The sequence below is a fragment of the Vibrio sp. G-C-1 genome (assembly GCF_021728015.1).
GTDB lineage: Bacteria > Pseudomonadota > Gammaproteobacteria > Enterobacterales > Vibrionaceae > Vibrio > Vibrio splendidus.
Genome location: NZ_JAKKCR010000012.1, coordinates 114,236 through 136,231, shown reverse-complemented (window position 1 = coordinate 136,231; position 21,996 = coordinate 114,236). Strand labels below are relative to the sequence as shown.

The following is a 21,996-nucleotide window of genomic DNA, read 5'->3' as shown; positions in this document are numbered from 1 at the left end:
ATCTTTCGGTGCATATATTACCTATCTCTTTTAGTCGTTCAGGTTTTAGTACTCAGTTATTAACACACTGGTTGCTGGCTTAAGTCTAAAACTCATACGCTACGCCAACCAAAATTGAAGTTAATACATAGTCTTTATACACCACATTAGTGCCGTGCCTGCCTCCAGGTAACGCCAGCGCATGCATTGTGTTTTCTTCACGAATATTCCCTGAACATGCAGCAGAACTTCATACGATGCCGCTTTCTCTATATTCAACATTTGAATGCAATTTGTGGAATATATCAAAATTAATTAAATTGATAGTAAGTTATTACTTTTCATTATGTTAGGGTTCTTTTCTTAAGGTCAGCTGATTAGGGAAGAGGCTCATGAAAAAGGGATTTTTGATAGCGATATCAATCGGCTTTGTTGTCTTCTTCCTTGTTGGTCGTGAGCTTCAGTGGTTCGGGTCCAATAATTCCGAGTTGTTCCCCAAACTTCCTGATGGTCCCCAATTTGTTCCTTCTACCGATTTCGACGGTGAGTAGCTAGGCCGTCGCATTAACATCACTGGCAATAATATGTGTGAACGCACAACCATCAACGGAACTATTCGTGAGGGTAAAGTTACCCTAAGGCTTACCTACAATGGAACACCGTTAGAGGGCTGGGTGACGGAAAGCGGCGACTTACGTTTATATGCCAAACATCGCCGATGGGATTATCGTTTTTCAGCACATGGAAGTAGCAATAGATTTGACGGCCGTTGGCACTTAACCAATGGCCCGTGCCAAGGGAGTTGGTTTATAGAAAAGGTCGATGGCAAGTAGGGCCGTCAACGTATTATATACTTGGAATAACTTAAACAATATCCACACGCATGTGTACGATTTAGTTTAAAGATATAGATAGGAAAACCCATGAGGATTGTGATTTTTATCGTTACAGTGATTTTAGTTAAATCAATTGAAGCAAAGTTTGGGCACACCTATAACATCTTTTCAGATCCACTTGATATCAAGTTAGCTGCTCTCGATTTTGTCTTGTGGGTTTCAGTCTACTTTAGTTTATCTTTTGTTTATGAGAAGGGTAAAGGCATCCTGACTAAAATGGGTAAAGTTAAGAGTCCATCGAGTAATTTGCCCCCACATTAAGCTGTCATAATGTAATCTGCATATTGTTGGTGATATGAGTCAAGAGTTGAAAGCGGTTTGAAGAAGGGATAGCTATGAATGGAAAAATTGTTCGCTGGGTTGATGAGAGAGGTTTTGGCTTCATCAATTCAGATGAATTAGAGGGAGATGTTTTTGTTCATATATCGAAGTTTACGGACGGTTATCGTCGTCCTCAAGTTGGGGATGAAGTTGAATTTCAATTATCGAATAGTGGCTCTAAACTCAGCGCTTCGAGTGCTCAACTAGTTGGTATAGAAACATCCAAATCTAACCCTCTTTCAATTATTTTGTCTGCACTTTTCATCGGGCTTATTGGCGCAGGCTTGTATCTTTTGGTATTGGAGCCTAAGTTAAATCCTGCATATGAGAACATGGGATTTAGTTGCCAAGGTAAAACGCATTGTAGTGAGATGCTATCTTGCGATGAAGCAAAGTTTTATTTGGCAAACTGTCCCAATGTGAAAATAGATGGTGATCGTGATGGTATTCCTTGCGAGAGTCAGTTCTGCAGTCACTATTGATGCCTGTTTATTAGTCATTCAAAAATAGACAACTAAAAGGACATTACATGGAAATCAGAGTAGGGGCATTACCTGATATTGCAGGCATCACCGATATCTTCAACTTTTATATTGAACATACCAATGCGCGCTTTGAAGAAGAGAAGTTGTCGTTGGAAAATCGCCAGCAGTGGTTTTCTCAATTTTCGAGCCAAAGCAAATATCAACTGTATGTTGCGACAGAAGGTGATGCGTTATTAGGCTTCGCGTGTTCTCAGCAATACAGGGCTATGTCGGCATTTGAAGATACCGCAGAGGTCACTATTTATCTTGCCGCAGAAGCTCAAGGTAAAGGTTTAGGCTCTAAGCTTTATTCTCAGCTATTTGCATCGATTAGTGATTATGGTGTTCACCGCGTACTCTCAGGTGTTGCTTTACCTAATGAGGCTTCAATAGCACTTCATAAACGTTTTGGATTTCGAGAAGTCGGAGTGTTCAATGAATATGCGAAGAAAAACGATCAATACATCAGTTCAATGTGGTTAGAGAAGGCGTTAAACAAGGAATCTGATTGATTAGGATGGTTCAAACACGATGCAATACTCTTGGTAGTTAAATTACGTATTGCTCAATGTTTGATTTAGAAACAAAGGACACAATATGGAAGTAAGGTTGGTCAAAGGTTCCGATCCTAAGTTCGCTGAATCGATCACTAAAACGAATATGGCGAGTTACTACCAAGCTCGTGGCGTCGCTTGGGGTCATAGTCAGTTTTTACGCAGCTGGGATGAGCTGGATAACTATGAAATTTATGTGGGGGATCGCCGTATTGGTGTTATCCGCTTCAGTTACACCAGTGGTACAACGTTTCTTAGGGACTTGCAGATATTAGCTGACTATCAAGGTCGAGGTTTTGGCTCTAAGTGTCTCGATTTAGCTATTGAACATGCGAACAATCAAGCATCGACTCAGTTAGTGTTGCGCGTGTTCAGTGAGAATCCCGCTATTAAGCTTTATCAATCAAAAGGTTTTACTAAGTTGTCTGAAGTGAAAGGGCTCGTTGAAATGGAGTTGCTTTTAGGATCATCATTGAGAGGGTGTCATGGATAACCGTATCCAATTAAATTTTATTAAATACTTATTTTCAGAGTTGCTGTTTATTGTTATTGCATTAGGTCTTGTCTATTGGATATCAGACGGTGATCGTTCATCGCTGCTAACCATAGGGCTGATAATTTGTGTTCCTCCACTAATAAAAATTCTAATGTTGTGGTGGAAGCTTCGCGATAGCTCATTTGAAATCACGAACGGTCATGTACGTTTAAATGGAGTTGCTTGTGATGTGACTTTACAGCGCAGCTTTCTTCCGTTTGAAATTGGCTCATTCATCAAACTTTCATACACGAAAGGTGCAATGCAGAAACACAATATTTACCTTTCTAAAGGCGCAATGAACAAAGAAGAATGGACCCGTATGTTAGCGTGTCGAACATAGTTCCACGGCTTTCGTTTGTGTTGTGCGCCAGTTTGTATTTCGGATTCGGTTCGTATGCTAGTATCGCCTTTTTTGCATTGAGCTAACCTATGACTAACGATCATTTCAAAGGAAAATATGAGGTTGAGCTGAAGTATCGACTTAGCTCTAAGTCTGAGTTCTTGAAAACTTTGAACCTAATTGCTCATGAAGTAATGCTGCAAGACAATCAGGAATGTGATTGGTATTTCGATAGCCCTGATAGAAGCTTACAGGCTCAGAACAAAAGCTTGTGTATTCGCACTATGGAGCCGTCGGGCATCAAACTATGGATCGTAAAAGGCCCTGAGTCTGATCGATGTGAAGCGACAAACATCACTGATGCGTCGAATGCTAAGAGTATGCTAGAGAACCTGGGTTACGAAGTGATTCTTAAAGCGCAGAAAACTCGCAGTATCTATTTTGTTGGAGAGTTCCACATCACGGTCGATTCTCTTGCGGGTATCGGTGATTTTGCTGAGTTTGCTATCATGACGGACGATGAATCTAAGTTGTCTGTGTATAAAAGTGAGCTTGAGTTGTTAGCCAGTAAGTTCGGGTTGACTCAATCGGCACTACAAACTCAGTCTTATAAACAGATGTTCGAGGAAATGAACGCATAGCAAAGCGCTTAAGCGTAAGGGAGAGTTATGGACACCATTATCAAACAAGCAATCGAATTGCGAAAAGAAGAGAAGTATCAAGCGTCGCGTGACTTACTGGCAGTGTTACTCACTGATGAAAACTATGCGGCGAAAGCTCATTTACAGATTGCGTGGTCTTACGACAACCAAGGCAAAGAGCAACAGGCGATTGATCACTATGTGCTGTCTCTGTCTGGCGTGCTTTCTTCAGTAGAGCGTTTTGATGCGCTGTTCGGTTTGGCGAGTACTTATCGAAGCCTTGGCCTTTATGCAGAGGCTTTAGGCTATTTCGAACAGACTATGGCTGAGTATCCTGACTCGATAGAAGTGAAACCTTTCTACGCAATGTGTTTGTACAATTTAGGTCGCCATAAAGAGGCGACATCGCTGTTACTTGAGCTTTTAGTTTCCACGACGAATAGCGAAGCAATCAAAGAGTACCAACGAGCGATCTCTTTATATGCTCAAGACTTAGATAAAACCTGGTAACAGCCGCGTATAAAGCTCATCTGTTTGCTTAAACACGATGAGCTTAGCCTTGTGTTGCCTTCTTAGGACGAAACTTTCTGCCGTCCATGATATTCAAAGACATCAGTGTTAGGTTGGTCGCGCCTGCTATCAGTTCTAAAACCTGAACGCCATAAAACACTGAGTCGAACTCTCCTAAACTTGCCCACTGATTTAAAAAGTAAGCGGCCGGAATCAAAATAACGATCCCGTTGAACGCGATAATTGGCATGCGTTTACTCTTACGCTCAACTATTTTCCCTTTTCGTTGTTTTGCCATAGCTGCGCCGGTCGCACCAGTGATAGCAATGGCTGGGACAAGAATAAACAAGCCCGGAAAAACGATCATCGACTTGACTAGCTTCACTGATTCCAAAGTGCCAAACAGTTCTACAAGCAATGTGCTGGTAAAGAATGTCGCGACACACAGTGTTGCTGTTAATGCCGCTGTTTTGTGGATTATTGGTTTCATATCATTTGTGCCTTTAGTTTGGTAACATGTTGTCAACTTGGTTTAAGTCTAATTTAATGACAGTATGTTGTCAAAGTGAGTGTTATGGATACGAATGGAGAAGTTTTCACAAAGATCGCACTAGAGATCTTTAAGGTCAGTGGTCTATTGAATGCTGAGGGTGATAAATTAACCGAAGAGTTAGGGTTAAGCAGTGCCAGATGGAAGGTGATGGGGGCGATCGAAAAGTCCGATGATCTGGTCACGGTTTCTCAAATTGCTCGTATTATGGGGCAAAGCAGACAAGCGACTCAGCGTGTTACCGACATCATGGTGAAAGATGGCCTGCTAACTTGGCTTGATAACCCGAATCACAAAAAAGCAAAGTTGGTTAACATGACTGAAAAGGGCAAGGAAGCGTATTCGCTGTTAGATAAAAAACAGGAAGTATGGGCTGAAAGTGGCGCTGAAAGCATTGAAAGAGACGAGCTTGATAAGGCGCTAATCACTCTGAAGAAGATGGCTACCTTCTTAGATAAATAGATAAATAGATAAATAGATAAATAGAGAGTGGAAGTTGAGAAGAGTACGGAAGCCTAAGCATCGATGTGATACTTAGGCTTCAGGGGATAGCTTTTGTTCTTAAGGAAAGCGTTACGCTGAAAGTTCTTTACGAACGATCTCTGCTCCTGCACTGAGCGCATTAAGCTTCGCTGAGGCAATTTCGCGAGGCAGGGGAGCCATGCCACAGTTGGTGCAAGGGTAGAGCTTGTCTGCATCAACGTACTTAAGTGTTTCTCGTAGAGTGTTAGCCACTTCTTCTGGTGTTTCAATTGAATCGGTAGCAACATCGATCGCACCGACCATCACTTTCTTGCCTCGCACGAGTTCAAGTAGCTCAAGAGGTACATGAGAGTTGTGACACTCTAAAGAGATAATATCGATATTCGATTGCTGCAGCTTAGGAAATACTTCTTCGTATTGGCGCCACTCGGTGCCTAACGTTTTTTTCCAATCCGTATTCGCTTTAATGCCGTAGCCATAACAAATATGCACTGCTGTTTCACACTTAAGCCCTTCAATGGCTCTTTCCAAACAAGCGATGCCCCATTCGTTCACTTCATCAAAAAATACGTTAAACGCAGGTTCATCGAACTGAATAATATCAACACCTGCTGCTTCTAACTCTTTCGCTTCTTCGTTGAGGATCTTCGCAAATTCCCACGCGAGCTTTTCACGGCTTTGGTAATGCGCATCGTAAAGTGTATCAATCATGGTCATAGGCCCCGGCAGGGCCCATTTAATCGGTTGATCAGTTTGCTGGCGTAAGAATTTAGCATCTTCGACAAACACGGATTTCTGACGAGAAACAGGGCCAACGACTGTAGGAACACTTGCATCGTAACGGTCGCGGATTTTAACGGTTTCACGCTTTTCAAAATCAACGCCATTCAAGTGTTCAATGAAGGTCGTTACAAAGTGCTGACGTGTTTGCTCACCGTCACTCACAATATCAATGCCTGCTTGCTGCTGCTCGTGCAGAGAGACACGCAGCGCATCTTGTTTGCCGTCTGTGAGTTCATCGCCTTGAAGTTTCCATGGCGACCAAAGCGTCTCTGGTTGTGCAAGCCAAGATGGTTTCGGCAAGCTGCCCGCTGTTGAAGTCGGTAATAGTGTTTTCATAATAATACTGCCTATCCTTGGGTGGTTTGAGAGCGCAATAGACGATTAAAGTGCGTAATTTGCCGACCAGTTCTCTAGAACTGATTGGTACGGCTTAATGAATTTCTCTTCTGCGAATTTACCTTGTTCAACCGCTAGCTGGCTTCGTTCTTCACGGTCGTACACGATTTGAGTCAGCGAGTGATCCAAGTTTTTCAAATTTGGTTGGTAACAGTTGCCCGCAACTGCGTTTGCGTTGTAAATCTCAGGACGGTAGATTTTCTGGAACGTGCCCATGGTACTGATGGTGCTGATAAGCTCTAGGTTCGAGTAATCGTTCAGTAGATCACCAAAGAAATAGAAAGCCAAAGGTGCAACACTGTTTGGCGGCATGAAATAACGAACCTGTAAGCCCATCTTCTTAAAATATTGCTCAGTTAAAGAAGACTCATTCGGTTGGTATTCAAAACCTAATACTGGGTGTTGGTTTTCAGTGCGGTAATAGGTTTTATTATCTGACACGCTTAAGCAAATAACAGGTGGCTTATTAAAGTTCTTTTTGTAAGCGTCAGAGTTAACGAAATATTTAAAAAGCTTGCCGTGTAAATCACCAAAATCTTCTGGAATGCTGAATTTATCTTGGCCTTTATTATGATCCAATAGACGTACGCTAAAGTCATAATCTCGAACATAAGAAGAGAAGTTATTTCCGATAATGCCTTCAATACGCTCGTTGGTTTTACGGTCCAGAATATTGGTTTTCAGCACTTCAATTGAAGGGAATGCTTCACCGTTGCTTTCAATGTCCATATCAACAGAAATGATTTCAAGCTCAACAGAGTAACGGTCGCCCTTAGGGTTGTCCCAGTGTGCTAATGCGTTGAAACTGTTATCGATCATTTGCAGTGCATTACGCAAGTTCGCTTGGCGGCTGTCGCCTCTAGCCAGGTTAGCAAAGTTGGTTGTGATGCGCGTGCTGTCTGCAGGCTGGTAGTTTTCGTCGAGGCTAATGCTCTTAATCGTAAAATTAAATTCTTTATTCATGCTGATTTGGTATCCCAATTTGTTTTCTGATTCTCTCGGTCTTTAGTATTAAAACGGCTTTTATTTTTTGCTTGTGACCGGATTAAGAATCGAAGGCTATGCTGTCTGACATTAATGCTTAGTAGAATTAATGTCGTATAAAGTTAATCGCTTAAGGTTTTTATACGTTGATAGGTTCACCATTAACAATGGTATTACTTCACATTGAACATGAGGAATATTCATGATCTATTCTGTTTGAATATTTAAGCCAGTGTCAGTTATATTAATTAGCTTGATGGAAATATAACCACATTAATAGTGTGTTATTTAAGACGATTAATTTAATTAAGAGATGGATGAAATGAGTGAATTGCTGTTGTTGATTTTATACTGTGCATTATTAGGCAGTGGTGTTGGTTTTCTTGCCGGGCTTTTGGGGATTGGCGGAGGGCTGATCATTGTTCCGGTGCTAAGCAGCATTTTACTTCACTTAGAGATTCTACCTGCGGATCAAGTGGTTGTTGCGGCTATCGCTACTTCGTTGGCATCGATACTGTTCACCTCAACTTCTTCTGCACTTGCTCACCACAAGAATGGAAACGTTCCTTGGGATCTGGCGCCTTGGATCATGCTCGGTGTTGCTCTGGGTGCACTGGTTAGTGGCTTTATGGCGGCTCTGTTGCCGGAAAAAGTCGTTCGTATTGTGTTCGCTGTAAGTGTGGTTCTTATTGCGATCAAGATGTTCTTAAGCAGCAAAAATGATGCACCTAAGGAACGAAAACTGCCAAACAAGGGCGTGCTAACGGTGCTGACAACTATTACGGGTGGCTTGTCTGCCATGATAGGCATTGGTGGCGGTGCATTGTTGGTTCCGCTATTAACGTTCTTCTCTGTCGATATGAAAAAGGCCATAGGTTGTGCCTCAGCTTGTGGCATTGTGATCGCGCTATTTGGCTCGATAGGTTACATCAGTTCAGGCAGCAGCCACTTTGCTCTATCAGACGGTTTTGCTGGCTTTGTTTATCTGCCTGCGCTGTTGGGTATTGTGTGCACGTCTTGGTTTACGGCTCCTTTAGGCGCAAAAGCGACCAACCATTTACCTGTTCCGACGATTAAGAAAATCTTCTCAGTACTGTTAGTGGTTATTGCTGCAAGCATGGTGGCGCGTTAATTAAAGACCGTTCAAGTGCGAATATATAGAACAAAAAAGAATACATTGATCAACCACCAATAATTAGAAAAGGGCAGTTTCATAACTGCTCTTTTTTTGTCTATCGGTCTATGCTTATACAGCTATGTACATGAGTGTATTGATAAAACCGTTTAGTTATGAACAATTCACTGCTATAGCTAAATGTATCTTGTTTGATTCAACGGAATGCTATCAATGAGTGGTTTATGGATCCTTTAACGCAGGGCGTGTTAGGCGCTTCTTTGTCACAATCGGCCAGCAAAAAACAGCATTTGGTTGTTGCTGGGGTATTAGGGCTGCTCTCCGGGTTGGCACCAGATTTGGATGCACTGATTAAGTCTCAAAGTGACCCTTTGTTGGCTTTGGAATTTCATCGACAGTTTACCCATTCACTCTTCTTTATCCCCGTTGGCAGTTTGATCTGTGCCTTGGTTCTGCATCATCTGATTGCAAAAAGACGTGGGCTTACTTTCAAACAAAGTTGGCTGTTTTGTGCTCTGGGTTATGGCACTCATGCACTGTTAGACGCTTGTACCACTTATGGTACGCAGTTACTTTGGCCTTTCACCAACGCGCGTTTTGCTTGGAACACCATATCAATCATCGATCCCGTTTATACGCTTCCCATCTTAATTTTACTTGTGTGTGCAACGTTGAAACGAGCGCCTTGGCTCGCGCGCGTTGCGTTTGCTTGGGCGCTAATTTATCCAACATTAGGGATGATTCAGCGAGATAGGGCAGAGGCGGTGGGCTGGCAATTAGCGCAAGAAAGACAACACACGCCGCTTCGATTAGAGGCAAAACCGAGCTTCGCTAATATCTTGGTTTGGAAAGTGGTGTACGAAACAGAGGCTCATTATTATGTAGACGCAGTGCGGGTTGGTTCATCGGTAAGCACGTATCCGGGAGAGTCGATCGTTAAGCTGAACGTTGGCAGGGATTTGCCTTGGCTTGACCCTGACTCTCAACAAGCCAAAGACATTGAACGTTTCCGCTGGTTCTCGAATGGTTATATTGCTCAGGACCCAACAGATGAGCTGCGTATTATCGATGTCCGATATTCAATTGTACCGAATCAAATGAAAGCACTTTGGAGCATCAAGCTATCAAAAACTGTTGATGCAAACACGCATGTAAAATATGAAACGCACAGAGACAACACTCCAGAATCGAGACAGATCTTCTTTGATATGCTTACTGGCGATAAATGAGCTAGTTTTAAACTGATCTGCACCGTCAATACTGGATGCTACGTTAAGCGACTTTCCATACGTTTAGTTATCTCTGAATTGGTTAATTTAGGGGAAGCTATAGCTCATTTATGCCCCATTGTTTGTTAACGCACTTACTCAATAGCAGCTTACGGCACTGGAATCACCGTACTTTTGCTCATAATTCTAAGCACAAAGGCCGTGATAGAAAACTTCCAGAAGTTTGCAAAATCAAAGTTTATAGATGGCTTATTCCTATTTGCATTTTTATGTATGTAGGCTTAAGTTAAAACACTAATATCACAGAATGAAAGGGGTTTACTATTTTTTTGGGATCGGTCTTTAAGGTACCAAGTAATCGCTTCAAACTGATATACTTTATTACCCCCCTAGTTATGGAGTTATGGAGTTATGAGTGGAAACTGAAGTAACCAAAATTATAAGCACTTTTCCCATATTGTTAGCAGATAGAGTGACCATTAGCATCGAAAAAGGAGAAGCAGTGTTTTATAAAGGTCAAACTACTCTTTATGCCTACTTTATAGAGGAAGGGGAACTTATAGTTCAGAACCCTCATCAGAATGGAGAGACATATCTTATATCACACATGACCAAGGGTTCCTTTATGTGTGATTTAGAGATCATCTCAGGAAATTTCATCAATACAACGACCGTGATTGCAAATACGGATTGCACCCTGATTAGGTTTCCATCGAAACAGTTTTTGGCAGCATTAAAAAGTAACCATGATTTTCTTTTCATGGTGTCTCAAAAAATGGCAGAAAAAATGTACCGTGAATCTTACCGGCTAGGAGATGATTTATATAAGAGCGGCGTAGATAAATTAAGAGTTTATCTCGTTAAGAGTTATCGTGAAGACAATAATGGCGCTCAGATAACGATAAATAAAACAAGGCAAGTGATCTCTCATGAGGTTGGCCTTAGTATTAAAACCGTTAACCGAAGCGTCAAAAAACTAAAAGAACAAGAAAGGCTTTCTATTCTGGCTGGTAAAATTCATATAACACCTAAGCATTATAAGTTACTGGTTAATGATTTGGCTGATTAACATGAGTGAACTCTAATAAATCCCATTTGTTTCCATATAGGTCTTTGAATACGACAACAGTGCCATAAGCTTCTTCACGAGGATCTTCGCAAAACTCAACGCCATTATCTTTCATCTCATTGAAATCAAGCCAAAAATCATTAGTCTGCAAAAATAGGAACACTCGGCCGCCAGTTTGGTTTCCGATAAACTTAAGTTGTTCTGGATTGCTTGCCTTCGCTAATAATAAGCGGGTTCCATTCGAATTGGGTGGAGAAACTTGTACCCAGCGCTTTCCATTCTCTAGCGGCGTATCTTCGAAAAGCGAAAACTTTAATTTATTTGTATAGAAATCTATTGCGTCATCATAATCTTCGACAACTAACGATATATTGCAAATTAATTGCTCTGTCATTTACATTTCCCTGTTTTTGATGTTTTGGTCTATTTTTTAAAAATTGATAAGGAGATTGATACTCTAATCTCCTTTTTAAAGGTTATAGTTTGGAAACTAAATAGAAACTTAAATAGCATGCGCTGATGCTGAAAATAACATTGAGAGAAGTATTAAAAAATGCCTTGAGGTATTCTTGTTGTTCTAAGAACATAACGTTATCCAGTGAAAATGTGGAAAACGTGGTGAGTGCGCCAAGAAAACCAACAGCGATTAATGGTCGCCAAGCATCTGATACCAGGAGACTATTAGAGACTGCGGCTACTAAGCCCCCCATGATGCATGAGCCAATGATGTTCACGACTAACGTACCATGAGGAAAATCTTGGCCTAATACCTGAGTCGCTTGTATCGTAATGATGTATCGACAACTTGCACCAATAGCACCACCCAACGACACTAAACCTAAAAAAGTTAAGCTATACATTATTCTAATCGTCTTCAAAGCCTTCAGGCATTTGTGTCTCATGCCCGTTAACACTCAACTTTTTTATAGTGCTTTCTTGGTCTGGATATAATCTTATTAACTCATCAGCGGTTCCCGCCAGAAAGTTCTTTCCGCAGAAACCAGGGGCCATAGTACACCCAAACAACGCATATAGACCGCCTTCGATCAAATAGCCTGCTTGCCATGTGTTTTCTGGTACAACGTATTGAACATGCTGGTCTTTTAGCGGGTCATTTCCCATTAAAACTTGCTCTGCAGAGCCATCTTCATGAAGAAGTACCAGCATAAATGGGTCGCCACCATACACATGCCACACTTCAGCACTTTTTAACTTATGGAAACAGGAAACGCTAAACGGAACACTGGAGTACATACCTATCATTGCAGTACTTGCTGGCTCCCCATCCGCCACTTTCAGTGGTGAACGATAAACACTTTTATAAAGCGTTCCTTCTACAGGCAAAGTATCAAACTGAAAATGTTCAATCATAGCTTGAACGTCAGGATGTATATCTTTTACGAGAGTTGGCTTCATTATTTGTATTCCTCTAGTTGAACCCATGAAGCATTGTTGTTTGCGCTTTTATATATCGCGTCACAGATGAGTGAATTGATAAAACCGTCTTTAAAATCAGGGTAATATCCTTCACGTTTATCGAAGTGGATATCTTGATAAACTTGCTCAATAAACTGACCGATAGTATCGGAGAAGTTCTGACTAAAGGCGTTTATGGATGAAGTGATTCCAGCGTTTTTTCTTGCTATATTAAGGTGATAAGGTGTCTCAGATTCCCACCAAACAGATTTGTTATCACCAACTACTTCCAGCTTTATACTGTTATTTCTGCCATGTGAAACTTCGGATAGAACGATATTCCCTATTGCTCCATTACTAAACCTCAGTGATATGATGGCGGCATCTTCAGAAGATATATTCACAGGCATTGAATTATCTTTTTCTTCTCCGTACATAACACCATCTACAAGGTGTCGCACTGGATTAAAACAGCCAAAATGCGCGCTCACTTCGGTGACGGTCAAGCCCGTCCAATATCGGATCAGATCGATAGCATGTGAGCCTATTTCAGTTGTTGCTCTTAAGTGTCCTGATATTTCAGGACGGTACCGCCAAGAATAGGTTTCTGGAAGGGCGTGAAATTCTTGTTGATAACTGCATTGAATTAATAGAGGTTTGCCAAAGTCTTCTTGGCTAATGACTACTCTGGCTTTCTCACAAGCATCATAATAACGAACATTGAAATTGACCGCATTGACGACATTTTTCTCACTCGCCAATATCATAAGTTCTTCAGATTCTTCTTTTGTCAAACATAAAGGTTTTTCACAAATAACGTGTTTACCCTTGAGTAAGCATTCCTTAACTAGCTCATAATGAACTGTTGGAGGTGTACAAATGTGGACACTATCGACACTATCTAACAGGTCATCCGTCAGCGAATCTCCGTAGTTTCGGACATCCCACTTCTTAGCAAATGTCTTTGCATTATCAATGTTTCTATCTACAACCCAGTTGACAGATTGGCCAATGGCTCGTAGAGATTTAGCATGTAGTTCGGCGATTAATCCGCATCCAATAATGGCAATATTCATCTGTTACTCCAAAAGAAATTCGCATGGTTTGAAAGCTATAACGACAATCCGTTAAAGCATGCAGTTATGGTATATAAGGAAGTGAGAGACAGAAAAGGTCAGGTGACCTTATGCTTAAAATAATCTTTTTTCTGAATAGGACGGGGGTGTCAATGCGTAATTATTCGGAAGGTTTACGTTAATATGATTCAATTTAAGAAACTCGAGTGAAGATTTTTTCCAAAATCTTTCATTTTTGGCACGTCGTTCGATGGATCAGTTCTTCATTTAGGGATACAAAAAGTTACTCAGGGCCAGCTAGATTAGAAAAGCTACTAACTCAAAATTGTCCAATTTCGTGCTAGCAGGTACCAGGATATTCCGTGATTGTTAAGTTCGATGAAGGGATAAAGCCTTCGAATCAACCTAAGTATGTTTTGAAAATGAGATTAAAAAGGCTGAAGCAATAAACTGATCAGCCTCTATCAATTTTTTCCATTAAAGGTAACGGCTTCTTAGGTGGTCTTTGAAGTATTGCGCATTCAAGGTTTCACCGGTTGCGCCTTTCACCAAGTCATCGGTGTTAAGCAGGCTGCCTTTACTCCAAATATTCGATTCTAACCAAGTGAAGATAGGTGATAGGTCGCCACTTTCAATCACAGAGTTCACATCGACAGTTTTCTTCATTGAAGCCATGAATTGCGCCGCGTACATAGCGCCTAATGTGTATGAAGGGAAATATCCAAAGGCTCCATCTGTCCAGTGGATATCTTGCATACAGCCGTTAGTGAAATTACCTTGAGTACTTAAGCCAAGGTATGACTGCATCTTGGTATTCCATAGTTCTGGAACATCGGTGTGTTTGATGTTGCCGTTGATCAAGTCACGTTCAATTTCGTAACGTAAGATAACGTGTGCAGGGTAGGTAAGCTCATCAGCGTCAACACGGATGAAGTCTTTCTTCACGCGAGTGTAGATCTTCTGGAAGTTCTCTTTCTCAAACTCTGAACCTGAGAATTGCTGCCCCGCCAAGTTTGCCAAGTGTCCGATGAATGGGTCGCTGCGGCCAACTTGCATCTCGAAGAACAAAGATTGAGATTCGTGGATGCCCATAGAGCGCGCTTCGCCCGCCGGTTGTCCTGCTAGGTGCTTTGGTAAGCCTTGTTCGTAACGTGCGTGTCCTGTTTCATGCACAATACCCATTAAGCTTTGAACGAATTCCGCTTCGTCGTATCGGGTTGTGATGCGCACGTCTGAAGGTACGCCGCCACAGAATGGGTGAACACTTTCATCCAATCGGCCGTGTTCGAAGTCGAACTGAAGTAGCTTCATGACTTCTAAGCCAAGTGCTTTCTGTTTCTCGGTCGAATAGATCCCAGATGGCGCATTAAATTGCTCGTTCGACTGTTTTTCGATCACTTCGTCAATCAGGTTTGGTAGCCAAGTTTTAACGTCTGCAAACAAGGTATCAAGCGAAGCAGAGCTGGTGCCCGGTTCATAGATATCCAGCATCGCATCATAAGGCGTTAGGTTCGCTGCGTCGGCGCGGATCTGCGCTTCTTCTCGAGATAGCTCAACCACTTCACGCCAGTTCTTTTCGAATCCAACCCAGTCGTTGTTACCACGTTGGCTTCGCCATGCATGTTCACATTTTGAACCCGCTAGAGATTTCGCTTCAACCAGTTTTTCTGGAAGTAGGTTAGCTTGTTGCCATTGGCGTTTAATTTCACGCAGAGACGATTGTTGCTCGCCATTTAGCGCTTCGTTTTCAGCGTCTGCAATCCAATCGCCAAGCTGTGGTTGTGTCATCAACCCGTGAATATGAACCGAAAGTTCGGCCATCGCTTCACTGCGAGCTTGGTTACCACCGGCAGGCATCATGGAAGCTTGGTCCCAACCACAAATAGAGGCGAGGTGTTGAAAGCGTGAACATTTTTGAGAGTGCTCGACTAGTTTTTTGAATTCGCTCATTTGACTACTCTTAATTTGGTTTCTTTAAATGATCCCTAGGACAGCGTCAGCTTTAAGGTTCATCTCTGGTGTACTTTGATTATGGCTCTGCTTTTTAATGACGCTGACCTTCGCAGTCGAAGATATAGCGATAAAAGCATGAGGCAGTACGATGCCTAGAATTTACTATTTCTTAACAAATCAAACTGTTCCATTGTGCACAAAATCAGTGACTTGTATAGCAGATGGCAATTGTTGCTTGCGAATTGTTCAGATAAGCGGTATTGATGATAGATCGCTGAACAACAATGACAATAATATGGATATTTTGAACTTTGAGGCATTTCTAATTGCCATCACTATTTTAACGCTAACGCCGGGCTTAGATACGGCTTTGGTGATTCGCAACACGAGCCGCTCGGGCTTATCTGACGGTGTAATGACCAGCTTTGGTATTTGTAGCGGCCTCTATGTACACGCCTTTTTCTCTGCTGTGGGTATTTCTGCAATTCTTGCCCAGTCTGCTGAACTCTTTCAAGCCGTTAAGATGGTAGGTGCAGTTTACCTCATCTGGCTTGGCTTAAGCAGTTTACGAGCGTTGATGAAAAACGGTGGTGGTTTGAAGGTCGGTGAACAAGCTCAGCAAGCATACAGTGCAAAGCGTTCTTTGCGTGAAGGCTTTCTGTCTAACGTTCTTAACCCAAAAACAGCAGTTTTCTATCTGGCCTTTTTACCTCAATTTGTAAACCCTGAAGGTTCGCCTTTATTGCAATCTATGTTGATGGCTTCGGTACACTTTATGATTGCGATGGTGTGGCAATGCGGCTTGGCTGGGGCACTTAACTCAGCTAAAAACTTGCTCAAGAACGCGAGTTTTATGAAGTGGATGGAAGGTGTGACGGGTATGGTGCTGGTGGGGCTGGGGGTTAAGCTTCTGATGGAAGAGCCAGTATAACCTGAACCGTTTTGGGTATAGGTTATTGGGAGTCGTCCTAAAGGCTCTACACAATTGAATTAAAAAGAAGAAAGCCCACGTTAGGTTTGTATATAAACACTGCCGTGGGCTTTTTTGTTACTGGTAAATCGAGTGTTAGATGTGAGCCACTGCGTTATTCAACAACGCTAATGTTCATCTCAGCGCCTTCGAAACCTAAGTCACTCAACTCATCTGCATTGAAGTTGGTGGTAACTTCGATATCGCCAATGCGCTCAGTGGTTTCGTTGACTGAATCAACACTTCTTTTGCTGCGTAAACTGTTAGTAATTGGTGTCGCTTGGCCAATCTCAATGGTGCCTGCAAATTGAGATTCAGCGTTGAAATCACCGGATACGTAGGAGTGGAATGGGCGTAAGCTTCCTCCAGTCGCGTACTGCATGCTTGATAAACCGGCTTCTTTGATAGCCCAGCCCCAGTCCCACCATTTCGTTTCTCCTGGAATGTATCTGTGATCCCATTGGTAGCGAATATCGGCTGATTCATTGCTGCTGCGGCCCATAGTGAAGGTGTGAGCTTTGTACGGGCGGTTGTCTGGATGGCTGTGCCATGCGTTACCACCCCAACGTAGGAAGCCGTTAAATTCAACATCGTAACTGATGTCGGCGTTGAATCGGTACGGATAAGAAATGGTTGAACGATATAGCTCAACTCGAATCGGCAGCTCTGAATTCGCTGGAACCATAGGACGAGCTTGAAGTGTGACTTGCTCGCTCGTGGAGTTACCATTGGTTTCAGCGAAGCTCTGATTCGCTTCTAATTTAATCGTTAGCTTAGTCTCGCCAACCAAAGGCCATTTAAATGTATTCTCTGTTTGAACACTTTCGGAGAACCCATAGCTATTCGTTTTCGACCAATTTGTAGACTCATCGACTTTTAGGTCGACAACGACTTGCTGCGCGATGTCGCTTCTGTTTCTCGCGGTTGCGTAAACCGTTTTAACCAGTTCACGATCGGACTCGACGACATCGCCGTGCCAAAAGTTATTGTCGTTAACGGTGTAGGTGAAGTTGTCGACGGTGATCTTAGTTTTTTCGTTACAGCGATAACCATCACAAGAGCCACTGTTGTTGCCTTGTATTACCCAAGAGTCACCTGAGCGTTTAATCGTCATGTCTTCGCCAACATACTGACTGTTGTTACCGCCAACCCATGCATAACCTAGGTTGTGAGCTAGATAGCTAAGAGGGCGTACAAAATCATTGCGGTTGTTCACTAAGTCATATTCAACGTCTATCTCGCTGCCTTCTGTGACGGCTTTAGCCGAGTAATTTGGTATTTCAGATTGGTCATTGTTCGGATAACAGAACGTAGACCCGCTGTTTGATTGTTTAATTTCGCCATGATAACCAGGCCCCATGATTACCCAGTTTCCTTTTAACCCGGTAATCTGCCAAGTGCCCATACGAGCGACCAAAGCACTCTTCTGCTCTTCAGCTTCATAACGGTCTAAAGGACGATAACCAGAGCGACATACATCTTCACCAAGTTGGTCAAACACTATTTGGTCCGGGTACACCTTTGCGTTTACACCGGTTGATAGAACAGACAACACTGCGGTTGCTAAGAGACTTCTGTTTATACTAATCATTAACAATTCCCTCGTTTGTAATTTTTCTATTTTGATAATGTTTTGTGTGCCGTGTAGTTAACAAGACAAGTTCACTTTTTCATGTTGATAAATAGATAGATACTGAAAAGGCTTGAATTAATTTACCCTTTGAATTCATCGGGTTGTATTGTTGAATGTGTTTGTATGGTGAAAGTGTGTGCAACTTAAAGGAAATTATTTGATGGGGCTCAAACCATTTTTAGAAAAATAGAGTGTTATTATTTTGGCTTAAACGTCAAAACGCTTTGATGTTATTTCGTTACGCTTGATGTGAATGGTTAAGTAGAAAGATAGATATAACCATTCACAATGTTCGTAACTTTAAGGCGGTTATTTAACCATAAGGAGTCTAAATCTAGATTGGATATCTTGATGTGCGACCTTTTTAACATTGAAACACTTTAAGTCAGGATCAAGTCGTCATTGTATTACTGATAGATGAATAAAAATAACCATCCGTTTTCTATGTGTAATATCGACAAGGATCGTCATTTGATAATAAAGTAGCGGTTGCTGGTGGCCAAACTGTTCCTAATTATCGCTTAGCCAGAAGTTGTGTTCGGCCTGTATTACACGTTTTTATTATGGCAAATAAATCATTTGAACTTAAGATATCAATCTTTACCGTTAATGGGTCATTGTTGATTAAAAGATAAGGCGACAATAGGCTGTCATTCATTGTTTTATTTATTTTCTGTACAGAGACTAAGTCGATGGTGCCAGATATAGAAAAGAAAAATGATTGAGAAGGGTTAGTTTTTCCTTTGAATCTCAGGACAATCGGGTTGGGCATGTTGTCGTCCTGGACTGACATAAGATGCAGGACTTCGTTGTTACTTATTTTTGTTAATCCATCGGTACGTAATACATTGTCATCCACTATGAAGTCCACCACGCTATGTTGATAGCGATGCTCTTCTTTTGGTTGGGGCGAAGGGATATTCCATATACCAACTAATAAAGCGAATGCGGAAATGAGTGCAACGAATGGCATCATAGTTGGCCTCTCTCTAAGAATAGCGCCAGCTCGGTGCTGGCTTGATCCAATTGTGTTGACGTGTAAAAGATATTGACAGACTGGCGTGTTGCTTTGTTGAGTACGGAGAGTTCTGAATAGCCGGGCTCTTCGCTAACGTACGCCACACAATCACATTGATACTGATAGAGGATGCTTTCTAGCTCAGGAGTCATCGCCATTTCAGGATCTTGGAAAACTTGTACTTGACCAATCCACTGCTCGTTGAGTCGATTAACAGGGTTGATATCACTGAGGTTTCTCTCATTAACTTTAGCAAAAGCCAATAACGCGGATGCCAGTAGCAAACATCCAGTAGTGAAGTAACACAGTCTATTTCGGTATGAGCCGACTTGATGATAAACAGGTGTTGTCTGTTTAGATTTAGATTCATGGCTACTTGCAAGAGAGAGCGCAATACTGCTTTGACCTTGTGAACAGCGATTACCTAGTGTACTGGTATGACTTAGTGATATGTGGTCGCTCACTGGAGTAAGAGGTGTAGTGGCTCCAATTTGTGGTTGAGATTCGATCAAGACACAACCATCGATAAGGCGGTAACCAACCTTTGGCACAGTCACGATTGGCGTCTCTTTGATACCGAGCTTAACGAATCCTTGGCGAAGCAAGCTGATACATTTCGCTAGTGACGTCTCACCAATGAATTCGCTTCCCCATGCGAAACTAATAATATCTTGTTTGCGCACAATTTCGGGAGATTTTTTAAGTAATAACTCTAAAACGCGAGTCTCACGATATCCTATTTTAATAGAACGTTCGTCGTTATAAATACGGTTTTTAATTGGGTCAAATCTGATCATATAGCCAACATTTTATTTTTATTATAATTCTCTCAAGAGTGTAGATGACTATAAACTGACTCATATGTGAATTAAAGTCACATATTTTATTATGGTGTCTTTTTGTGTGGTTGGAACAAAATGTTTCTTATTCGTTTATGATAAAAATGACGCTATTTAGACACAACCTGTTAAATATAAGTAACATCTAATTAAGCGTTGGTTTTATTAGTGGCCTTTTTATTAGCCTTTGCATTATTTTAATTAGAACAGTCACCGAATAAATATCTTATTATATTTGTGGGTATATAGGACAAGTAATAATGTAGTCACTTTAAGTGTTGAATCAATAAAAAAGCCCGCATTTATTGCGGGCTTTGTATTCAATCAATTCAAGTTATGCTTTAACGGCTTCACAATCATTTGAAGAGGTTAAAGGTTTGAAGAATAGCTTTGTTTCTTCGATGACAACGTGGCGTAACAAGATAAGACCGATCAGGTTAGGAATAGCCATTAGGCCGTTCACGATATCCGCCATCAGCCAGATCATGTCGAGCTTTAGGAATGCACCAGAGGCAACCAACGCAATGAAGATGATTTTGTAAGGCAGTACGGCTTTGGTACCTAGTAAGAAAACAACACAGCGCTCACCATAGTAGTTCCAGCCTAAAATCGTTGTAAACGCAAAGAAGATTAAGCCAATCGAAACTAACATTGGACCTAAAGTATCGGCGTTTAAACCCACAGCGAATGCATGAGTGGTCATCGCTGCACCAGAGAGGTCGGTTTGCCAAGCACCCGTTAAGATAAGCGCCAAGCCTGTCATCGTACAGATGATGATGGTGTCAAAGAAGGTACCTGTCATCGAGATAAGGCCTTGCTTCACGCACGAGTCCGTTTTAGCCGCTGCTGCTGCCATAGGCGCACTACCTAGGCCTGATTCGTTCGAGAATACACCACGAGCTATACCTGATTGGATAGCAAGCATGATGCTTGCACCAAAGAAACCACCGGTTGCAGCGGTGTTGGTAAACGCAGAGGTAACCACAAGGGTAATGGCATTCAGTAGTTGGTCTGCATTTGAAACCAACACGCTCAAACACGCGACGATGTACATAATTGCCATGGTTGGAACCACTTTTCCTGCCACCTTCGCGATAGATTGAATACCACCAAGGGTTACAACTGCCACCAATATCGTAAGAACGACAGCAGACATCTCACGAGAAGCGCCAAATGAAATTTGAGTTGCGTCTAAGATAGCGTTAACTTGTGGGAACGTACCAATACCGAAGCAGGCAACCCCCAAAGCGAAGATAGCGAACATTACCGCTAAGATTCGTGAGCCGACACCGTATTGCAGGTAGTACATTGGGCCGCCAACCATTTCGCCATTGCTATCGGTTCTACGGTATTTAACGGCAAGTAGACATTCTGCGTATTTGGTCGCCATACCAAATACAGCGGCAAGCCACATCCAGAATAGGGCACCAGGGCCACCAATCTTGATTGCGGTCGCTACACCTACGATATTACCTGTACCAATAGTTGCGGAAAGTGCAGTACACAAAGCGGCGAAACTCGATACGTCACCCGTACCGGATTTGTCTTTGGTGAACACCATTTTTAGCGCGGTTGGGAGGTGTCTAAACTGGAGTAAGCCTAAGCGAAAAGTAAAGTAGATCCCCGTTCCCACTAGCAGAATAAGCAGCGGTGGTCCCCAAACGAATTGGTTGATGGTTTGAAGTGTAGCTTGTAGATGGTTCATAGTTTCCCCTTAATAAATTAAAAATTTAAGGAGAAGAGGGAAGGCAGTGCAGATCACAGGGATCGATAGCACTACTTAATACATACGGATTTCTAGATAGAATTCTTTTGTTAATTAAGGCTGTTGCTTTCCACTCCTCTGTCCTTTTGCCTGAGAGTTTCACTTAGCGAATCACTTATAGATAAGTAACGGGCACTAAGCTTGCTCCTTCGGCGACCGCTTGCTACAAAAAAGTAGTACGGTTCTCTCCAGAGGTTCCTCCAACGACAGTCCTCACTTTTCTGGATTTCTCCAGCACAAAGCGCCTGAAAGATTTACTTCTTCGGCGGGTTTATCTAACTAAATGTTAATATTTAGTTAAAAACCACTCTCCTGCAGTCTTCATCGGAACAATTACCTAAATAATTAGGTAATCTGTAGGCGTATCCTAGATCATATAAAATGTGATGTCAGC

Annotated in this window: 24 protein-coding genes, 1 pseudogene and 1 riboswitch; of the genes and pseudogenes, 13 read left to right on the top strand and 12 right to left on the bottom strand. The window is 42.0% G+C overall.

Annotation, left to right across the window (positions count from 1 at the left end; all coding sequences use genetic code 11):
* The first annotated feature begins 371 nt into the window (after positions 1–371).
* The 8 genes and pseudogenes from L3V36_RS17695 (at position 372) to L3V36_RS17665 (ending at position 4,303) form a co-directional block, all read left to right on the top strand.
* Positions 372–812 (top strand): annotated as a pseudogene (locus tag L3V36_RS17695) (hypothetical protein).
* 90 nt (positions 813–902) lie between these two features.
* On the top strand, positions 903–1,136 hold the full coding sequence (locus L3V36_RS23970; protein ID WP_102463753.1) for a hypothetical protein: 234 nt from the start codon (positions 903–905) through the stop codon (positions 1,134–1,136).
* A 74-nt stretch (positions 1,137–1,210) separates the two neighbouring features.
* Positions 1,211–1,678, top strand: coding sequence for a cold shock domain-containing protein (locus L3V36_RS17690; RefSeq protein ID WP_208775614.1), 468 nt, complete (start codon positions 1,211–1,213; stop codon positions 1,676–1,678).
* 47 nt (positions 1,679–1,725) lie between these two features.
* A complete protein-coding gene (locus L3V36_RS17685; RefSeq protein WP_017077142.1) occupies positions 1,726–2,232 on the top strand; it encodes a GNAT family N-acetyltransferase in 507 nt (168 codons plus the stop codon).
* An 85-nt stretch (positions 2,233–2,317) separates the two neighbouring features.
* A complete protein-coding gene (locus tag L3V36_RS17680) occupies positions 2,318–2,767 on the top strand; it encodes a GNAT family N-acetyltransferase (protein ID WP_102441975.1) in 450 nt (149 codons plus the stop codon).
* Entirely contained in the window at positions 2,760–3,152 is a 393-nt protein-coding gene (locus L3V36_RS17675) for a hypothetical protein (RefSeq protein WP_102463752.1), read from the top strand. Before L3V36_RS17680 ends, L3V36_RS17675 begins: the two co-directional genes overlap by 8 nt.
* 89 nt (positions 3,153–3,241) lie before the next feature.
* Positions 3,242–3,793, top strand: coding sequence for a class IV adenylate cyclase (cyaB, locus tag L3V36_RS17670; protein WP_208775613.1), 552 nt, complete (start codon positions 3,242–3,244; stop codon positions 3,791–3,793).
* Positions 3,794–3,820: 27 nt separating this feature from the next.
* Entirely contained in the window at positions 3,821–4,303 is a 483-nt protein-coding gene (locus L3V36_RS17665) for a tetratricopeptide repeat protein (protein WP_208775612.1), read from the top strand.
* Between the two features lie 43 nt (positions 4,304–4,346).
* Here L3V36_RS17665 and L3V36_RS17660 read toward each other — a convergent pair whose 3' ends face one another.
* On the bottom strand, positions 4,347–4,793 hold the full coding sequence (locus L3V36_RS17660; RefSeq protein WP_017087842.1) for a hypothetical protein: 447 nt from the start codon (positions 4,791–4,793) through the stop codon (positions 4,347–4,349).
* Positions 4,794–4,877: 84 nt separating this feature from the next.
* Here L3V36_RS17660 and L3V36_RS17655 point away from each other — a divergent pair, with 84 nt between their 5' ends.
* Positions 4,878–5,315, top strand: coding sequence for a MarR family transcriptional regulator (locus L3V36_RS17655; protein WP_017077136.1), 438 nt, complete (start codon positions 4,878–4,880; stop codon positions 5,313–5,315).
* A 111-nt stretch (positions 5,316–5,426) separates the two neighbouring features.
* On the opposite strand, the gene L3V36_RS17650 is transcribed toward L3V36_RS17655, so the two are convergent.
* Positions 5,427–6,455, bottom strand: coding sequence for a methionine synthase (locus L3V36_RS17650; RefSeq protein ID WP_054542163.1), 1,029 nt, complete (start codon positions 6,453–6,455; stop codon positions 5,427–5,429).
* Positions 6,456–6,500: 45 nt separating this feature from the next.
* A complete protein-coding gene (locus L3V36_RS17645) occupies positions 6,501–7,478 on the bottom strand; it encodes a DUF1852 domain-containing protein (RefSeq protein WP_029222390.1) in 978 nt (325 codons plus the stop codon).
* A 343-nt stretch (positions 7,479–7,821) separates the two neighbouring features.
* Between L3V36_RS17645 and L3V36_RS17640 the strand changes: the two genes are divergently transcribed.
* The 3 genes from L3V36_RS17640 (at position 7,822) to L3V36_RS17630 (ending at position 10,932) form a co-directional block, all read left to right on the top strand.
* Entirely contained in the window at positions 7,822–8,631 is an 810-nt protein-coding gene (locus tag L3V36_RS17640) for a sulfite exporter TauE/SafE family protein (RefSeq protein ID WP_054542162.1), read from the top strand.
* Between the two features lie 227 nt (positions 8,632–8,858).
* Positions 8,859–9,863, top strand: a complete 1,005-nt coding sequence (locus L3V36_RS17635) for a metal-dependent hydrolase (protein WP_208775611.1) — start codon at positions 8,859–8,861, stop codon at positions 9,861–9,863.
* A 415-nt stretch (positions 9,864–10,278) separates the two neighbouring features.
* Positions 10,279–10,932 (top strand): Crp/Fnr family transcriptional regulator, encoded by a 654-nt coding sequence (locus tag L3V36_RS17630; RefSeq protein WP_102482178.1) that lies wholly within the window; start codon positions 10,279–10,281, stop codon positions 10,930–10,932.
* On the opposite strand, the gene L3V36_RS17625 is transcribed toward L3V36_RS17630, so the two are convergent.
* The 5 genes from L3V36_RS17625 to L3V36_RS17605 all read right to left on the bottom strand — a co-directional run bounded on the left by L3V36_RS17625 (position 10,913) and on the right by L3V36_RS17605 (position 15,374).
* Positions 10,913–11,326 carry a VOC family protein gene (locus tag L3V36_RS17625; protein ID WP_102482179.1) on the bottom strand — a complete coding sequence of 138 codons (414 nt, stop codon included), beginning with the start codon at positions 11,324–11,326 and terminating at the stop codon, positions 10,913–10,915. The genes L3V36_RS17630 and L3V36_RS17625 overlap by 20 nt on opposite strands.
* An 82-nt stretch (positions 11,327–11,408) precedes the next feature.
* On the bottom strand, positions 11,409–11,792 hold the full coding sequence (gene crcB, locus L3V36_RS17620; RefSeq protein WP_102482180.1) for a fluoride efflux transporter CrcB: 384 nt from the start codon (positions 11,790–11,792) through the stop codon (positions 11,409–11,411).
* Between the two features lie 4 nt (positions 11,793–11,796).
* Positions 11,797–12,348 carry a cupin domain-containing protein gene (locus tag L3V36_RS17615; protein ID WP_157935079.1) on the bottom strand — a complete coding sequence of 184 codons (552 nt, stop codon included), beginning with the start codon at positions 12,346–12,348 and terminating at the stop codon, positions 11,797–11,799.
* Positions 12,348–13,424, bottom strand: a complete 1,077-nt coding sequence (locus L3V36_RS17610; RefSeq protein WP_102482182.1) for a Gfo/Idh/MocA family oxidoreductase — start codon at positions 13,422–13,424, stop codon at positions 12,348–12,350. The genes L3V36_RS17615 and L3V36_RS17610 overlap by 1 nt, the downstream gene beginning before the upstream one ends.
* Positions 13,425–13,901: 477 nt before the next feature.
* Positions 13,902–15,374, bottom strand: coding sequence for a carboxypeptidase M32 (locus L3V36_RS17605; RefSeq protein ID WP_208775610.1), 1,473 nt, complete (start codon positions 15,372–15,374; stop codon positions 13,902–13,904).
* A 298-nt stretch (positions 15,375–15,672) separates the two neighbouring features.
* Between L3V36_RS17605 and L3V36_RS17600 the strand changes: the two genes are divergently transcribed.
* Entirely contained in the window at positions 15,673–16,308 is a 636-nt protein-coding gene (locus L3V36_RS17600) for a LysE family translocator (RefSeq protein WP_017077131.1), read from the top strand.
* 154 nt (positions 16,309–16,462) lie between these two features.
* On the opposite strand, the gene L3V36_RS17595 is transcribed toward L3V36_RS17600, so the two are convergent.
* The 4 genes from L3V36_RS17595 to L3V36_RS17580 form a co-directional block, all read right to left on the bottom strand.
* Complete coding sequence (locus L3V36_RS17595; protein WP_102495783.1) at positions 16,463–17,938, bottom strand: aerolysin family beta-barrel pore-forming toxin; 1,476 nt, start codon at positions 17,936–17,938, stop codon at positions 16,463–16,465.
* A gap of 556 nt (positions 17,939–18,494) precedes the next feature.
* Entirely contained in the window at positions 18,495–18,956 is a 462-nt protein-coding gene (locus L3V36_RS17590) for a hypothetical protein (protein WP_208775609.1), read from the bottom strand.
* The gene (locus tag L3V36_RS17585) at positions 18,953–19,795 is read right to left on the bottom strand and encodes a winged helix-turn-helix domain-containing protein (RefSeq protein ID WP_108190188.1); all 843 of its coding nucleotides are present in this window, start codon (positions 19,793–19,795) and stop codon (positions 18,953–18,955) included. The genes L3V36_RS17590 and L3V36_RS17585 overlap by 4 nt, the downstream gene beginning before the upstream one ends.
* Positions 19,796–20,171: 376 nt before the next feature.
* Complete coding sequence (locus L3V36_RS17580; protein WP_102456111.1) at positions 20,172–21,542, bottom strand: sodium:alanine symporter family protein; 1,371 nt, start codon at positions 21,540–21,542, stop codon at positions 20,172–20,174.
* A 128-nt stretch (positions 21,543–21,670) separates the two neighbouring features.
* A riboswitch (glycine riboswitch) is annotated at positions 21,671–21,804 on the bottom strand.
* Positions 21,805–21,996: the final 192 nt, after the last annotated feature.

What these genes read in the sequence shown, in the direction of transcription:
- L3V36_RS17635 (WP_208775611.1), top strand. Translation starts at nt 8,859, where the DNA reads ATGGATCCTTTAACGCAGGGCGTGTTAGGCGCTTCTTTGTCACAATCG.
- crcB (WP_102482180.1), bottom strand. Translation starts at nt 11,792, where the DNA reads ATGTATAGCTTAACTTTTTTAGGTTTAGTGTCGTTGGGTGGTGCTATT.
- L3V36_RS17590 (WP_208775609.1), bottom strand. Translation starts at nt 18,956, where the DNA reads ATGATGCCATTCGTTGCACTCATTTCCGCATTCGCTTTATTAGTTGGT.
- L3V36_RS17580 (WP_102456111.1), bottom strand. Translation starts at nt 21,542, where the DNA reads ATGAACCATCTACAAGCTACACTTCAAACCATCAACCAATTCGTTTGG.
- L3V36_RS17625 (WP_102482179.1), bottom strand. Translation starts at nt 11,326, where the DNA reads ATGACAGAGCAATTAATTTGCAATATATCGTTAGTTGTCGAAGATTAT.
- L3V36_RS17660 (WP_017087842.1), bottom strand. Translation starts at nt 4,793, where the DNA reads ATGAAACCAATAATCCACAAAACAGCGGCATTAACAGCAACACTGTGT.
- L3V36_RS17595 (WP_102495783.1), bottom strand. Translation starts at nt 17,938, where the DNA reads ATGATTAGTATAAACAGAAGTCTCTTAGCAACCGCAGTGTTGTCTGTT.
- L3V36_RS17650 (WP_054542163.1), bottom strand. Translation starts at nt 6,455, where the DNA reads ATGAAAACACTATTACCGACTTCAACAGCGGGCAGCTTGCCGAAACCA.
- L3V36_RS17655 (WP_017077136.1), top strand. Translation starts at nt 4,878, where the DNA reads ATGGATACGAATGGAGAAGTTTTCACAAAGATCGCACTAGAGATCTTT.
- L3V36_RS17665 (WP_208775612.1), top strand. Translation starts at nt 3,821, where the DNA reads ATGGACACCATTATCAAACAAGCAATCGAATTGCGAAAAGAAGAGAAG.
- L3V36_RS17605 (WP_208775610.1), bottom strand. Translation starts at nt 15,374, where the DNA reads ATGAGCGAATTCAAAAAACTAGTCGAGCACTCTCAAAAATGTTCACGC.
- L3V36_RS17685 (WP_017077142.1), top strand. Translation starts at nt 1,726, where the DNA reads ATGGAAATCAGAGTAGGGGCATTACCTGATATTGCAGGCATCACCGAT.
- L3V36_RS17690 (WP_208775614.1), top strand. Translation starts at nt 1,211, where the DNA reads ATGAATGGAAAAATTGTTCGCTGGGTTGATGAGAGAGGTTTTGGCTTC.
- L3V36_RS17640 (WP_054542162.1), top strand. Translation starts at nt 7,822, where the DNA reads ATGAGTGAATTGCTGTTGTTGATTTTATACTGTGCATTATTAGGCAGT.
- L3V36_RS17675 (WP_102463752.1), top strand. Translation starts at nt 2,760, where the DNA reads ATGGATAACCGTATCCAATTAAATTTTATTAAATACTTATTTTCAGAG.
- L3V36_RS17585 (WP_108190188.1), bottom strand. Translation starts at nt 19,795, where the DNA reads ATGATCAGATTTGACCCAATTAAAAACCGTATTTATAACGACGAACGT.
- L3V36_RS17615 (WP_157935079.1), bottom strand. Translation starts at nt 12,348, where the DNA reads ATGAAGCCAACTCTCGTAAAAGATATACATCCTGACGTTCAAGCTATG.
- L3V36_RS17600 (WP_017077131.1), top strand. Translation starts at nt 15,673, where the DNA reads ATGGATATTTTGAACTTTGAGGCATTTCTAATTGCCATCACTATTTTA.
- L3V36_RS23970 (WP_102463753.1), top strand. Translation starts at nt 903, where the DNA reads ATGAGGATTGTGATTTTTATCGTTACAGTGATTTTAGTTAAATCAATT.
- L3V36_RS17610 (WP_102482182.1), bottom strand. Translation starts at nt 13,424, where the DNA reads ATGAATATTGCCATTATTGGATGCGGATTAATCGCCGAACTACATGCT.
- L3V36_RS17645 (WP_029222390.1), bottom strand. Translation starts at nt 7,478, where the DNA reads ATGAATAAAGAATTTAATTTTACGATTAAGAGCATTAGCCTCGACGAA.
- cyaB (WP_208775613.1), top strand. Translation starts at nt 3,242, where the DNA reads ATGACTAACGATCATTTCAAAGGAAAATATGAGGTTGAGCTGAAGTAT.
- L3V36_RS17680 (WP_102441975.1), top strand. Translation starts at nt 2,318, where the DNA reads ATGGAAGTAAGGTTGGTCAAAGGTTCCGATCCTAAGTTCGCTGAATCG.